11 protein-coding genes and 1 tRNA gene are annotated in these 13,508 nt (G+C 71.4%); 8 read left to right on the top strand and 4 right to left on the bottom strand.

Annotated elements, in window-relative coordinates; translation table 11 throughout:
• The first annotated feature begins 12 nt into the window (after positions 1 to 12).
• The 4 genes from ACFPYL_RS20770 to ACFPYL_RS20755 all read left to right on the top strand — a co-directional run bounded on the left by ACFPYL_RS20770 (position 13) and on the right by ACFPYL_RS20755 (position 4,582).
• The gene (locus ACFPYL_RS20770) at positions 13 to 2,298 is read left to right on the top strand and encodes a sulfatase-like hydrolase/transferase (RefSeq protein WP_379158912.1); all 2,286 of its coding nucleotides are present in this window, start codon (positions 13 to 15) and stop codon (positions 2,296 to 2,298) included.
• On the top strand, positions 2,291 to 2,869 hold the full coding sequence (locus ACFPYL_RS20765) for a TetR family transcriptional regulator (protein WP_379158909.1): 579 nt from the start codon (positions 2,291 to 2,293) through the stop codon (positions 2,867 to 2,869). The genes ACFPYL_RS20770 and ACFPYL_RS20765 overlap by 8 nt, the downstream gene beginning before the upstream one ends.
• On the top strand, positions 2,866 to 3,072 hold the full coding sequence (locus tag ACFPYL_RS20760) for a helix-turn-helix domain-containing protein (RefSeq protein ID WP_379158907.1): 207 nt from the start codon (positions 2,866 to 2,868) through the stop codon (positions 3,070 to 3,072). The genes ACFPYL_RS20765 and ACFPYL_RS20760 overlap by 4 nt, the downstream gene beginning before the upstream one ends.
• Positions 3,073 to 3,139: 67 nt before the next feature.
• Positions 3,140 to 4,582 (top strand): M1 family metallopeptidase, encoded by a 1,443-nt coding sequence (locus tag ACFPYL_RS20755; RefSeq protein ID WP_379158904.1) that lies wholly within the window; start codon positions 3,140 to 3,142, stop codon positions 4,580 to 4,582.
• Positions 4,583 to 4,591: 9 nt separating this feature from the next.
• Here ACFPYL_RS20755 and ACFPYL_RS20750 read toward each other — a convergent pair whose 3' ends face one another.
• Positions 4,592 to 4,768: a DUF6104 family protein gene (locus ACFPYL_RS20750; protein WP_200944940.1), complete on the bottom strand. Its 177-nt coding sequence runs from the start codon at positions 4,766 to 4,768 to the stop codon at positions 4,592 to 4,594.
• A gap of 104 nt (positions 4,769 to 4,872) precedes the next feature.
• Positions 4,873 to 8,619, bottom strand: coding sequence for a multifunctional oxoglutarate decarboxylase/oxoglutarate dehydrogenase thiamine pyrophosphate-binding subunit/dihydrolipoyllysine-residue succinyltransferase subunit (locus ACFPYL_RS20745; RefSeq protein WP_379158901.1), 3,747 nt, complete (start codon positions 8,617 to 8,619; stop codon positions 4,873 to 4,875).
• 216 nt (positions 8,620 to 8,835) lie between these two features.
• Between ACFPYL_RS20745 and ACFPYL_RS20740 the strand changes: the two genes are divergently transcribed.
• From ACFPYL_RS20740 to ACFPYL_RS20730, 3 genes are read left to right on the top strand one after another with little or no spacing between them, the layout of a single operon-like run.
• Complete coding sequence (locus ACFPYL_RS20740; protein WP_379158898.1) at positions 8,836 to 9,387, top strand: hypothetical protein; 552 nt, start codon at positions 8,836 to 8,838, stop codon at positions 9,385 to 9,387.
• Positions 9,384 to 10,283, top strand: a complete 900-nt coding sequence (locus ACFPYL_RS20735; protein ID WP_379158895.1) for an LCP family protein — start codon at positions 9,384 to 9,386, stop codon at positions 10,281 to 10,283. Before ACFPYL_RS20740 ends, ACFPYL_RS20735 begins: the two co-directional genes overlap by 4 nt.
• Positions 10,277 to 10,957 (top strand): HNH endonuclease family protein, encoded by a 681-nt coding sequence (locus tag ACFPYL_RS20730; protein WP_379158892.1) that lies wholly within the window; start codon positions 10,277 to 10,279, stop codon positions 10,955 to 10,957. Before ACFPYL_RS20735 ends, ACFPYL_RS20730 begins: the two co-directional genes overlap by 7 nt.
• Positions 10,958 to 10,961: 4 nt before the next feature.
• On the opposite strand, the gene ACFPYL_RS20725 is transcribed toward ACFPYL_RS20730, so the two are convergent.
• Positions 10,962 to 11,543 carry a hypothetical protein gene (locus ACFPYL_RS20725; RefSeq protein ID WP_379158889.1) on the bottom strand — a complete coding sequence of 194 codons (582 nt, stop codon included), beginning with the start codon at positions 11,541 to 11,543 and terminating at the stop codon, positions 10,962 to 10,964.
• Between the two features lie 83 nt (positions 11,544 to 11,626).
• Positions 11,627 to 11,699, bottom strand: a tRNA-Arg gene (locus ACFPYL_RS20720).
• A 134-nt stretch (positions 11,700 to 11,833) separates the two neighbouring features.
• Between ACFPYL_RS20720 and argS the strand changes: the two genes are divergently transcribed.
• Positions 11,834 to 13,507: an arginine--tRNA ligase gene (gene argS, locus ACFPYL_RS20715; protein ID WP_379158886.1), complete on the top strand. Its 1,674-nt coding sequence runs from the start codon at positions 11,834 to 11,836 to the stop codon at positions 13,505 to 13,507.
• Position 13,508 lies beyond the last annotated feature (1 nt).

The raw sequence follows: 13,508 nt of genomic DNA, 5'->3' as shown, positions 1-13,508 counted from the left end.
CAGGATGTCGTCATGCAGACCCAGCGCATCACCACCCGGGCCGCGACCTCCGAGCCCCGGTTCGTGCCCTACCCGACGCCCGGCCCCGACGCCCCGAACGTGCTGATGGTCGTCCTCGACGACATCGGCTTCGCCCAGCTGGGCTGCTTCGGCTCGGGGATCTCGACGCCGAACATCGACCGGTTGGCGGCCGAGGGGCTGCGCTACAACCGCTTCCACGTCACGTCGGTCTGCTCGGCGACCCGGGCCGCCCTGCTCACCGGCCGCAACCACCACGCCGTCGGGATGGGCGTGACCCAGGAGGCCGCGCTCGGTTTCCCCGGCTACACGGGTCGGATCCCGCGGTCGGCGGCGAACCTCGCGCGGGTGCTGCGCGACCACGGCTACAACACCCTCGCGGTCGGCAAGTGGCACCTCGCGCCGAAGAACGAGTACTCCGCCGCCGGTCCGTTCGACCGCTGGCCGCTCGGCCAGGGCTTCGAGCGCTACTACGGCTTCCTCGGCGCGGAGACCAGCCAGTGGGCGCCGGAGCTGGTCCGCGACAACACCCACATCGACCCGCCGTACACCCCGGAGGAGGGCTACCACCTCACCGAGGACCTGGTCGACCAGGCCATCCGGATGGTGCAGGACCAGCAGCAGGCCGAGTCCCGCAAGCCGTTCTTCCTCTACTTCGCGCCGGGTGCCGCGCACGCGCCGCACCAGGTGACCGAGGAGTGGGTCGCGCCGTACGCCGGGCAGTTCGACGACGGCTGGGAGGCGTGGCGCCAGCGCGCGTTCGACCGCCAGGTCGCCGAGGGCATCATCCCGGCCGGCACCGAGCTGCCCGAGCGGCCGTCGTGGATCCCGGACTGGGCGGAGCTGCCGGCCGACCAGCGGCGGCTCTTCGCGCGCTACATGGAGGTCTTCGCCGGGTTCGTCACGCACACCGACCACCACCTCGGCCGGCTCTTCGCCGACCTCGAGGAGCGCGGTATCGCCGACGACACGATCATGATGCTGCTCTCCGACAACGGCGCGAGCGCCGAGGGCGGTACGACGGGCACGCTCAACGAGGCCGCCGGCTGGCTGGGCATGGGCGAGGACGTCGAGGAGTCCATCGCCCGCATCGACGAGATCGGCACCCACGACGCCTACAACCACTACCCCTACGGCTGGGCCTGGGCCGGCAACGCCCCGTTGCGGCTGTGGAAGAGGTACGCCTGGCTCGGTGGGGTCCGCACCCCGCTCGTGGTCCGCTGGGGCGACCGGCTCGCGGCACCGGGCGGCGTACGCCAGCAGTTCGTGCACGCCGTCGACCTCTACGCGACCGTCCTCGACGCCGCCGGCATCACGGCACCCGAGACCGTCGACGGCGTGACCCAGCAGCCGGTCGACGGCACGTCCCTGCTGCCGAGCTTCGCGGAGCCGGAGGCCCCCGAGCACCGGCTGGTGCAGTACTTCGAGATGTTCGGCTCGCGCGCGATCTACGAGGACGGGTGGATGGCGGTCACCGACCACGTCGCCAACCAGTTCGACGAGCGCGCCCACATCACCGGCAGCTTCGACCACGACACGGACCGGTGGTCGCTCTTCCACATCGCCGACGACTTCTCGGAGGCCCGCGACCTGGCCGACGAGGAGCCCGACCGGGTCCGGCGGATGGAGGGCCTGTGGTGGGCCGAGGCCGGCCGCAACCAGGTGCTGCCGCTCTTCGAGTTCCCGGGCTCGATGGCGCACATGCACCCCGGCGAGTTCCCGCCGCCGACCTCGGGCACCTACGCCCCCGGCGGCGGACCGGTGCAGGAGAGCCAGCTGCCCGCCCTGATGGGCGGCTTCGAGCTCACGGCGTACGTCGAGGTGTCGGACGGCGGCGCCCAGGAGCCGGCGCAGGGAGTGATCACGGCGATCGGCGACCGGCACGGCGGGTGGGCGACGTACCTGCTCGAGGGCCGGCTGGTCGCGACGGTCGCGATGCTCGACCGGACGGTGCGGCTGGCCGCCCCCGACCCGGTGCCCGCAGGGGAGCACGTGCTCAGCGTCCGCTACGAGCCGGGCCGCGAGCCGCGACTGGTGCTCGCCGTCGACGGCGCCGACGTGGCGGAGTCACCGCTGCCGGGGCTGCTGTTCTTCCCCAATCTCGGGTCGTCCGGGGCCGGCATGCTCGTCGGCCGCGACCGGGGGATCGCGGTCTGCGCCGACTACCGCCCGCCGTTCGCGTTCACCGGGACCCTCTCGCGGGTCGAGCTGCGCAGCGGGCGGCCGGGCGCGCGGCCGGACCGCAGCGCCGAGCTCCGGGTGGCGCTCTCCGGTGACTGACTCGGTCGAGGGGCGACGCGAGGTCCACAAGCGCAGCACCCGCGAGGCGCTGGCGGACGCGGCCCTGCGGCGCTTCGCGGCGGACGGGTACGACGAGACCTCCGTCGAGGCGATCGCCGCCGACGCGGGTGTCTCGGCGCGCACGTTCTTCCGCTACTTCGCCACCAAGGACGAGGTCCTCGACATGGGCCGCGAGGAGCGCCAGGCCGAGCTGCGGACCCGGATGGGCGCGCTCTCGTCGTCCGGTCTCGACGCGCCTTCCGTCGTCCGGGAGGCGGTCATCGGGCTCGCGCGCGGCTTCGAGTCCGACCGCGAGCGCGTGCAGCTGCGCCAGCGCGCGGCCGCCTCGTCGCCCGTGCTGCGCGGCCGGCTCTACGACACCTTCGCGTCCTGGGAGCACGTCGTCGCCGGCGAGCTCGGCGGCGACGCGGCAGCGCGCACGATGGCCGCCGTCGGCTTCGCGGTCTTCCGGTCGGCCACCGCCACCTGGCTGGACGAGGGCGGCTCGCTGCCGGACCACGTGGAGCGTGGGTTCGCCCTCTTGGGGCGTCAGCATATGCTGACACCATGAGGACGTCGACGGATACGCAGGACGGAGACGGTGGTGTCGTGCCCGAGCTGGCCGCCGTCGCGGAGGCCAAGCGTGAGCTGGCCCGGCGCGAGGAGGTCGCCGTACGGCGGGCTCGCCACCAGGGGCTGAGCTGGGCCGAGATCGGGACCCTGCTCGGCGTGACGCGTCAGACGATGCACCGCAAGTACCGCAAGGTGGGCTGAAGAGCCCGCACGTGCGGCGTGCTCGTGTGAGAATCGCGGCCGACCTTCGATCTCGGGAGCCTCCCTGATGCCTGTCCGCCCTGCCCGCTGGGTGCCCCTCGTCCTGGCGACGGCGCTCGCGCTCCCGCTCCTCGCGGCTCCTGCCGACGCCACGTCGTACGACGCCGGCGTCTCGGCGCCGCGCGAGGACAGCTACTACCCCGACCACGGCGACCCGGGCGTCGACGCGCTGCACTACGGGCTCGACCTGACCTGGCAGCGGGCCAGCAGGACGCTGCGCGGCGTCGCGGACATCCGGCTCCGTGCGACGGCGGATGCGCCGTCGTTCCAGCTCGACCTCGGTGACGCGCTGCACGTCGCCCGGGTGACGGTCGACGGCGAGCAGGTGGCGACCTCCCACGCGGACGACGTCCTGCACGTCGACGCGCCCGTCGTCGCCGACCGGCGCTACGACGTCCGCGTGGTCTACCGCGGGACCCCGCGCCCGACGCCGGCGCCGACGACCCGCGGCGACTTCTCGTACGTCGGCGCGCAGGTCACCCGCGACGGTCAGCTGCGCACCATGCAGGAGCCGTACGGCGCGTTCACGTGGTACCCGGTCAACGACCAGCCCTCCGACAAGGCGCTGTACGACGTCCAGGTGACCGCCCCGCACGGGTGGGCCGGCGTGAGCAACGGGCGGCTCGTCTCGCAGCGGCGGACGTCGCACGCGACGACGACCCGGTTCCACCTCGAGCACCCGGCGGCGAGCTACCTGGTCACGCTCGCGGTCGGTCCGTACGTCCACCGGACGGCGACCGGTCCGCACGGCCTGCCGCTCAGCTACTGGCTCCCGCGCGGCGACGTCGCGCACTACATGGCGGCGCTGCGGCACCTCCCCGACGACCTGCAGTGGCTCGAGACCAGGCTCGGGCGCTACCCGTTCGAGAGCGCCGGTGTCGTCGTCGTGCCGGGCGCGTCGGCCATGGAGACCCAGACCCTGGTCACCTTCGGGCGCAAGAGCTGGGGACGACCCGTCGACGCGCGCGAGACGATGGTTCACGAGCTCGCGCACCAGTGGTACGGCGACACGGTCACCCCGTCCGACTGGCGCGACCTGTGGATGAACGAGGGCATGGCGATGTACCTCGAGGCGCGCTGGTCGGCGGAGCACACCGAGGCCTCGTGGCACGACTGGGTGCAGATGTTCCGCATCGGCAACGTCGACGAGCGCGAGGAGCAGGGCGGTCCCGGCGCGTACGACCCGGACATGTTCGCCACCGGCTGTGTCTACGTGTGCACGGCGATGATGTACGAGACGCTGCGCAAGAAGGTCGGGGACCGGGACTTCTGGCGGGTCGTGCGTCAGTGGCCGCACCGCACGCCAGACGCGAACGTCACCCGGGCCGGGTTCGAGAGGTACGTCGAGCGGGTCACCGGCGACGAGCTCTCCGCCTTCTTCCGGAGATGGCTGAACCGGCCGACGTGGCCGACGACGTCGTACCCGCCGGACTGGCCGCCCAGCGCCTGACCCGCCGGCTCAGTCCTCCGGGTCGTCCAGCCGCGCGAGCCAGGTCGCGAACCGCTCGACGGCGGTCTCGAACTCGGGATGGGAGTCGACGAAGCCCTGGAGCTGCTCGGCGAGCCACGCCAGGGTGACCTCCTCGTCGCCCCGGCGCTTCTCGAGCTCCTCGATGCCGCGATCGGTGAAGTACATCGTTCCTCCTGTGTGGTTTCGAGGCTCGGCGCTAGCGCGCCTCACACCTCGACCACCGGACCGGCGGTTGAGGTGCGAGCGAAGCGAGCCTCGGAGCCACCGGCCTAGCTGAAGGCGCGCGCCACGAGGTCCTTCTGCTCCTCGGTGTGCCGCTTGACGGTGCCGACCGCGGGGGACGACGAGGACGGGCGCGAGATCAGCTCGACCTGGGCGTCGACGTGCGGCCACACGTTGAGCGCGTAGTGCGGCCACGGGCCCATGTTCTGCGGCTCGTCCTGCACCCAGCGCACCGCCTTGAGGTGCGGGTAGCGGGCGATCTCCTCGCGGATCTCGGCCTCCGGGCGCGGGTAGAGCTGCTCGACGCGAGCGATCGCGAACCGCTCGCCGTCCTCGCGCTTGGCGCGCTCCACCATCAGGTCCCAGGTGACGCGGCCCGAGCAGATCAGCAGGGTGTCGACCTTGTCGGCGTCGGCCGCGGCGTCCGAGATGAACGGCTTGAAGGTGCCCTCGGTGAAGTCGGCCGGCTGCGAGGCCGCCTCCTTGCGCTTCAGCATCGACTTCGGCGTGAAGACGATCATCGGCTTGTGCTCCTCGCCGAGCGAGTGCTGCCGCAGCAGGTGGAAGTACGACGCGGGCGTGCTCGGCTGCGCGACCACGAACGCCTCGTCGGCGGCCATCGTCATGAAGCGCTCGATGCGCGCCGACGAGTGGTCGGCACCCTGGCCCTCGTAGCCGTGGGGGAGCAGCAGCACGACGCCGGACTGCTGGTTCCACTTGCTCTCGCCCGAGCTGATGAACTCGTCGATGACGGTCTGCGCGCCGTTGACGAAGTCGCCGAACTGCGCCTCCCACAGCACCAGGGCCTCGGGACGCGCCACCGAGTAGCCGTACTCGAACCCGAGCGCGGCGTACTCCGAGAGCAGCGAGTCGTAGACGTAGAACTTCGCCTGGTCCTCGGTGAGGTTGGACAGCGGCGTCCACTCGTCGGCGTTGCGACGGTCGATGATCGTCGCGAAGCGGGAGACGAACGTGCCACGCCGTGAGTCCTGGCCGGCCAGGCGGACCGGGCGGCCCTCCATCAGCAGCGAGCCGAACGCGAGGATCTCGCCGGTGCCCCAGTCGATCGGGCCGTCGGCGATCGCCGCGGAGCGGCGCTGGAGCTGCGGCATCACCTTCGGGTGCACCGTGAAGCCGTCGGGCGGCGTGACGTAGGCGTCGGCGATCCGCTTCATCACCTCGGCGGAGACGGCCGTGCGGGTCTCGCCGGCGGGCTTGTCCGGGTAGTCCGGCACCGTGGTCCACTCCGACGGCTGCGTGCTCGCCTCGCGGACCTCGGTGAAGACCCGCTCCAGCTGCTGCTGGTAGTCGCGCAGCACCTGCTCCGCCTCGTCGATCGTGATGTCGCCACGACCGATGAGGGACTCGGTGTAGAGCTTGCGGACCGAGCGCTTCTGCTCGATGAGGTCGTACATCAGGGGCTGCGTGTACGACGGGTCGTCGCCCTCGTTGTGGCCGCGGCGGCGGTAGCAGACGAGGTCGATGACGACGTCCTTGTTGAACGCCTGGCGGTACTCGAACGCGAGCTGCGCGACCCGGATGCAGGCCTCGGGGTCGTCGCCGTTCACGTGGAAGATTGGCGCCTGGACCATCCGGGCCACATCGGTGCAGTAGAGCGAGGAGCGCGACGAGCCGGGGGAGGTGGTGAAGCCGACCTGGTTGTTGACGACCAGGTGGATCGTGCCGCCGGTGCGGTAGCCGCGCAGCTGCGAGAGGTTGAGCGTCTCGGCCACGACGCCCTGGCCGGCGAACGCCGCGTCACCGTGGACGAGCAGCGGCAGCACCGGGAAGTCGGCGCCGCGGTCGAGCACGTCCTGCTTGGCGCGCGCGATGCCCTCGAGCACCGGGTCGACGGCCTCGAGGTGCGACGGGTTCGCCGCGACCGACACCTTGATCTCGTCGCCCGAGCCGGCGACGAACTCGCCCTCGGCGCCGAGGTGGTACTTCACGTCGCCGGAGCCCTGCACGGTGCGCGGGTCGATGTTGCCCTCGAACTCGCGGAAGATCTGGCTGTACTTCTTGCCGACGATGTTGGCGAGCACGTTCAGCCGGCCGCGGTGGGCCATGCCGATCGCGACCTCGTCGAGCCCGGCGGCCGCGGCCGCCTCGCAGATCTCGTCGAGGACGGGGACCGTGGTCTCGCCACCCTCGAGGGAGAAGCGCTTCTGGCCGACGAACTTCGTCTGGAGGAAGGTCTCGAACGCCTCGGCCTGGTTGAGCTTCAGCAGGATCCGCAGCTGCTCCTCGCGGGGCGGCTTGGTGTGCGGCTGCTCGACCCGCTCCTGGATCCAGCGACGCTGGTCGGGATCCATGATGTGCATGTACTCGATGCCGGTGGTGCGGCAGTAGGAGTCGCGCAGGATCTTGAGGATGTCGCGCAGCTTCATGAAGCGGCGACCCTCGCCACCGAACGAGCCGGTCGCGAACTCGCGATCGAGGTCCCACAGGGTCAGCCCGTGCGACTCGACCTCGAGGTCGGGGTGGCTGCGCTGGCGGTACTCGAGCGGGTCCGTGTCGGCCATCATGTGGCCGCGGACCCGGTAGGCGTGGATGAGCTCGAGGATCCGGGCCTGCTTGGAGATCTCGTCGTCGTGCGAGGTCGAGATGTCGGCGTTCCAGCGGATCGGCTGGTAGGGGATCCGCAGCGAGCGGAAGATCTCGTCGTAGAAGTCGTCCTGGCCGAGCAGCAGGCCGTGCACGACCTTGAGGAACTCGCCGGACTGGGCGCCCTGGATCACGCGGTGGTCGTACGTCGAGGTCAGGGTCATGACCTTGCTGATGCCGTTGCGGGCGATCGCGTCGGCCGACGCGCCCTGCCACTCCGGCGGGTACTCCATCGCGCCGACGCCGATGATGGCGCCCTGGCCCTTCATCAGCCGCGGGACCGAGTGCGACGTACCGATGCCGCCCGGGTTGGTCAGCGAGATCGTGGTGCCCTGGAAGTCCTCGACGCCGAGCTTGTTGTCGCGGGCCTTGCGCACGATGTCCTCGTACGCCGTCCAGAACGCCGCGAAGTCCATCGTCTCGGCGGCCTTGATGCTCGGCACGAGCAGGGTGCGCGAGCCGTCGGGCTTCGGGACGTCGATCGCGAGGCCCAGGTTGATGTGGGCCGGGGTGATCAGGTTGGGCTTGCCGTCGACGGTGTCGAAGCCGACGTTCATCGAGGGCATCGACCGCAGCGCCTTGACCAGCGCGTAGCCGATCAGGTGGGTGAAGGAGACCTTGCCGCCGCGGGCGCGGGCGAGGTGGCTGTTGATGACGATCCGGTTGTCCCACAGCAGCTTCACCGGCACCGACCGGACCGACGTCGCGGTCGGGACGGTGAGGGAGATGTCCATGTTGGCGGCCGTGCGGGCCGGGGCGCCGCGCAGCACCGTGTAGGTCGGCTCGTCCTTCGCCGGCGCGGGAGCGGCCGGGCGGGACTCCTTCGGCACCGGGCTGGTGGTGCCCTTGGCCGGCTCGGCGGCCTTGCTCTCCGGGCGCGGCTTGGCGACCGGGGCGGGCGTCGGGGTCGGGTCGGGCGCGTGCTCCTGGGTGGCCGCCGGGGCGGGCTTGGAGGCGGGCTTTGGGGCGGGCTTGGCCGGTGCTGCGGCCGCCGACGTGCCGTTGCCGCCGTTCGAGGCGGCCTTGGACTCGGTGGCGCCGTGACCGTTGGCCTTGAAGTAGGTCACCCACGTCTGGTCCACGCTGCCAGGGTCCCGCTGGTACTGGTCGTACATCTCTTCGACCAGCCACTCGTTGGCGCCGAAGTCGGCGGACGGGAGGTCGGACTGACTACGGGGGGACTGCGGCACGGCTTGATTCGCCTCTTCCGGTACGTGCACGGGGAGTGTCAGACGTCAAGGCTAGACCCCCGCCCCAGCAAATGCAGACCGACGGGGCGGGTTTGCGGCGTGGTGTGCCACGGGCCACAACCTGGCGTTGCAGACTTCCAACCGATCGGCACCGACGGTGGGGAGTTTCGGAGTATGTGGCAACGGTCCAGACGGGGTTCGTGGAGCGTCGCGGCGGTGGTCCTGGTCGGCCTCGCGGCCGCCGGGTGCAGCGGGAGCGACGACGAGCCCGAGGCGGACACCCCGACCCCGACGGCCTCCTCCTCGGCGGCGACGCCCGAGGTGGCGACGGACGTCTCCATCGGCAAGCTCGCCGGCAAGCTGCCGACGGCTCGCCGTGCCGCCCTGGCCGGTGACGTCCAGCAGGTGGTCGACGGCTGGATCGACGCGGCGTACCTCGCGGGGGACTACCCGCGCACCGACTTCAGCGACTCCTGGCCGGGGTTCACGGCCGGCGCGCGGGCCACGGCCAGCCGCGACGGTGACCTGATGAGCAACAAGGAGATCGGCGCCTCGATCGACGGCGTCGAGCCCGAGAAGCGCCAGGTCGTCCTCGACGTGCTGAGCGTGAAGAAGAAGCCGGTCGGCGTCACCGCGCACGTGGTGGTGCGGTTCGCGACCACCGGCGACACGACCAAGGACGTCCGGGTCGCCGGCCGTCTCTACCTCACGAAGGGCACGCACGGGTGGCAGGTCTTCGGGTACGACGTCACGAAGGACGCCCGATGAGGGCCCGGGTGGTGCGGGTGCTGGCCGTCGGCGCGGTGCTGGCGGTCGCGGCGCTGGTGGTGCCCGACTCGGCCGTGAAGAGCACCGAGGTCGAGCTGGTCAAGGTCGACCGGGCGAACGCGGTCGACCTCAGTCCGGACGTCGTCTGGATCCTGGCGGTCGGCTCCGACGCCCGGCCGGGTGAGGACATGACCCACACCCGCGGCGACGCGCTCCAGCTGGTCGGCATGAACACGAAGACCGGCGCCGCCGCCGCGATCGGCGTCCCGCGCGACTCGTGGGTCGACATCCCGGGCCACGGCTTCGACAAGATCAACGCGTCGCTCTACTACGGCGGCCCCCAGCTCCTGGGGCGGACGGTCGGCAACCTGGTCGGCATCCAGCCCGACTACGTCTTCGTCAGCCGTTTCCGCTTCTTCGAGGACATGGTCCGCCAGATCGGCGGCATCGAGGTCAACAACCCGGTCGCGTTCGGCGACGACTTCCTCAAGCCCAAGGGCTTCCCGAAGGGGCGCATCCACCTCACGCCGTACGACGCGATGGCGTTCTCGCGGATCCGGCACGACCTGATCCGCGGCGACTTCGACCGCTCGGCCAACCAGCAGCGGGTGCTGCGCGGGATCCAGGCGAAGGTGCGGGCCAACGCAGCGAAGCCGGGCTTCATCGAGCACGGCGTGCTCAGCGTGCTGCAGCACATGCACACCGACCTGTCGCCGGTGGAGCTCTACCGTCTCGGTCAGGCGATGGCGCAGGTGCAGCCGGGCAAGATCACCAACTGCGTGGTGCAGGGCGGCATCGGCGACAAGGGCGGGGCCAGCGTCGTCCTGCCGTACGTCGACCAGGCCCGCCGGCTCGGCGACGAAGCGCGCAAGGACGCCACGCTCGAGCGGTGCTGAGAGCGGCTGCCGGCCTCCTGGCCTGCGTCCTGCTCGCCGGCTGCTCGACGGGCACGCAGGACCCGCCGGCCGCCGAGCCACCGGCGACACCGGACGTCCCCTCGGCGGCCGAGGCCGGCGAGCTGCTCGCCGACCTCACCGTGGCGCCGCGGACGCCGGACGGCCCGGCGTACGACCGCGACGCGTTCGGGACCGCCTGGGCCGACACCGACGGCAACGGCTGCAACCAGCGTGATGACGTGCTGCTGCGCGACTCCGTGCCCGACACGGTGACCGTGGCGCAGCAGGGCAGGTGCGACCACGACGTCCTCGCCGGCACCTGGGTCGATCCCTACACCGGTCGGACGCTGACCTTCGACGACCTCAAGGACCTCCACCAGGCGCAGGCGATCCAGATCGACCACGTTGTCCCGCTCGCCGAGGCGTGGCGCTCCGGCGCGTCGGCCTGGTCGGACGCCCGGCGGCACAGGTTCGCCAACGACCTGACGGTGCTGCTCGCCGCCGACGGCCCGACCAACGCCGCCAAGGGCGACGACGACCCCGCGGCCTGGCGTCCTCGCAAGGCCTTCCAGTGCGAGTACGCCGAGCGCTGGGTCGCCGTGAAGTCGCGCTGGTCGCTCGCGGTCGACCGCAGCGAGCGTCGGGCGCTCGAGGAGATGCTGGCCTACTGCTGAGTCGTCAGCAGCCCCAGTAGACCTCCTGGCGGTGGCTGACCACGATCATCTCGACCTTCGCGCGGGCGCCCGGGCGGGCGCCGTACGCGAACTGGAAGTTGAGGGTGCCCCACTTCTTGCTGGCCGAGGCGATCCAGAGGTCCTTCCGGTCCCGGCCGGGCCGGTTGTCGATCTCGCTGGCACCGGTGACCCGGGTGAGGTCGGGGTAGAGACGGCGCAGCTCGCGGAGCGTCGTGCCGACCCCCGCCCCCGCGACGGTCCGGTCGTCCGCGCCCCGGACGACGATCTCCTGGACCTTGAACGGGGCGGGGCGGCGGTCGCGCCAGACGACGAAGCCACGGTCGCGGTAGGCCGGCCTCATCTCGTAGCCGGGAGCACAGTGGCCGTAGACGTGGGAGACCATGCCGGTCCGCCAGGCCTGCTGGTGCGTCATGCCGAGGCGCAGGCCGCCCCAGCCGTTGTAGTAGACCGTCCGGCCGGAGGTCCGCTCGTGGTCAGGCGCGTCCTGGGCGGCGGCACGGCCGGTCAGGGCGGGCAGGAACAGCAGGAAGAGGAGCGCGACGGCCCCCGAGACGATGCGGCGCATGACGCGGAAACCTAGGTGCTCGGACGCGTGGGTGTCCTGGAAATGTCGAAAGCCGCAGGTCGGACCTGCGGCCATTCACGACGTGCCCCCGGCAGGATTCGAACCTGCGGCACCCGGTACCGGAAACCGGTGCTCTATCCCCTGAGCTACGGAGGCGTGCGCCCGCTGCGCGAGGCGGCGGGCTGCGGCGTCACACTACAGGTCGCCCACCCGGCCCGCGAAACCGGATCGCGGCGTCCACGTCCGATATCGATGCGAGGCCGGACGCGGCGCGCCGATACCCTGGGTCGGTGACTCCCGAGCAGCTCTCCACCGCGATCGTCGACGTTCTGACGACCCTCTCCGACGAGGGTGCGCTCACCCTGCCGGACGGGGTCCCCACGACGGTGACGGTGGAGCGACCGCGGCAGAAGGGGCACGGCGACTACGCCACCAACGTCGCGATGCAGCTGGCCAAGAAGGCCGGGATGAACCCGCGTGCGCTCGCCGACCTGCTCGCCGAGCGGCTCGGCGAGGTCGACGGGATCGACGGCGTCGAGGTCGCCGGGCCGGGCTTCATGAACCTCACCGTCTCGGCCGGCGCCCAGGGCGTGGTCGCGGCCCAGATCGTCGCCGCCGGCGCGGCGTACGGCGGCAGCGACGCGTTCGCCGGCGAGAAGATCAACCTCGAGTTCGTCTCGGCCAACCCGACCGGCCCGATCCACATCGGCGGCGTCCGCTGGGCGGCCGTCGGCGACGCCCTCGGCCGGATCTTCCAGATGACCGGCGCGAAGGTCACCCGCGAGTACTACTTCAACGACCACGGCGCCCAGATCGACCGGTTCAGCCGCTCGCTGCTGGCCAGCGCCAAGGGCGAGCCCGCTCCCGAGGACGGGTACGGCGGCGACTACATCCACGAGATCGCCGCGGCGGTCGTGGCCAAGGAGCCGCAGGTCAAGGACCTCACCGACGAGGAGGCGCAGGAAGTCTTCCGCGCCGAGGGCGTCGAGATGATGTTCGAGGAGATCAAGAAGAGCCTCCACGACTTCGGCGTCGACTTCGACGTCTACTTCCACGAGAACAACCTGCACCGCAGCGGCGCCGTCGAGCGGGCGATCGCCCGGCTGACCGAGCTCGGCAACACCTTCGAGCAGGACGGCGCGCTCTGGCTGCGCACCGAACAGTTCGGCGACGACAAGGACCGGGTCATCGTCCGGTCGAACGGCGAGCCGGCGTACCTCTCGGGCGACCTGGCCTACTACCTCGACAAGCGCGAGCGCGGCTTCGACCGGTGCCTGATCATGCTCGGCGCCGACCACCACGGCTACGTCGGCCGGATGAACGCGATGTGCGCCGCCTTCGGCGACGAGCCGGGCAAGAACCTCGAGATCCTGATCGGCCAGATGGTCAACCTGCTCAAGGACGGCGCCCCGATGCGGATGTCCAAGCGGGCCGGCACCGTCGTCACCATCGACGACCTGGTCGACGCGATCGGCGTGGACGCGGCGCGCTACGCCCTGACCCGCTACAGCTCGGACTCCAACATCGACATCGACCTCGACCTGTGGGCGAGCCAGTCGAACGACAACCCCGTCTACTACGTGCAGTACGGCCACGCCCGCTCCTGCCGGATGATGGCCAACGCCGCGGACCTGGGCATGTCGCTGCCCGACGAGTCGACGTTCGACCCGTCGCTGCTCTCCCACGAGAAGGAGGGCGAGCTGCTCCGGGCGCTCGCCGAGTTCCCGCGGGTGGTGGCCAGCGCCGCCGAGCTGCGCGAGCCGCACCGGGTCGCCCGCTACCTCGAGGACACGACCGCGATCTTCAACCGGTGGTACGACACCAAGGAGTGCCGGATGCTCCCGCAGGGCGACGAGCCGGTCACCGCGCTCAACGAGGCCCGCCTGGTGCTGGTCGCCGCCGCCCGCACGGTGCTCGCCAACGGCCTCGGCCTGCTCGGCGTCTCCGCGCCCGAGCGGATGTGAT

The sequence above is a fragment of the Nocardioides hankookensis genome, from assembly GCF_042658885.1.
GTDB lineage: Bacteria > Actinomycetota > Actinomycetes > Propionibacteriales > Nocardioidaceae > Nocardioides > Nocardioides hankookensis.
This window is presented reverse-complemented; position numbering and strand designations above follow the sequence as displayed.

Coding starts and splice junctions, on each gene's coding strand:
- ACFPYL_RS20735 (WP_379158895.1), top strand. CDS start 9,384: ATGAGGGCCCGGGTGGTGCGGGTGCTGGCCGTCGGCGCGGTGCTGGCG.
- ACFPYL_RS20750 (WP_200944940.1), bottom strand. CDS start 4,768: ATGTACTTCACCGATCGCGGCATCGAGGAGCTCGAGAAGCGCCGGGGC.
- ACFPYL_RS20755 (WP_379158904.1), top strand. CDS start 3,140: ATGCCTGTCCGCCCTGCCCGCTGGGTGCCCCTCGTCCTGGCGACGGCG.
- ACFPYL_RS20770 (WP_379158912.1), top strand. CDS start 13: ATGCAGACCCAGCGCATCACCACCCGGGCCGCGACCTCCGAGCCCCGG.
- ACFPYL_RS20760 (WP_379158907.1), top strand. CDS start 2,866: ATGAGGACGTCGACGGATACGCAGGACGGAGACGGTGGTGTCGTGCCC.
- ACFPYL_RS20725 (WP_379158889.1), bottom strand. CDS start 11,543: ATGCGCCGCATCGTCTCGGGGGCCGTCGCGCTCCTCTTCCTGCTGTTC.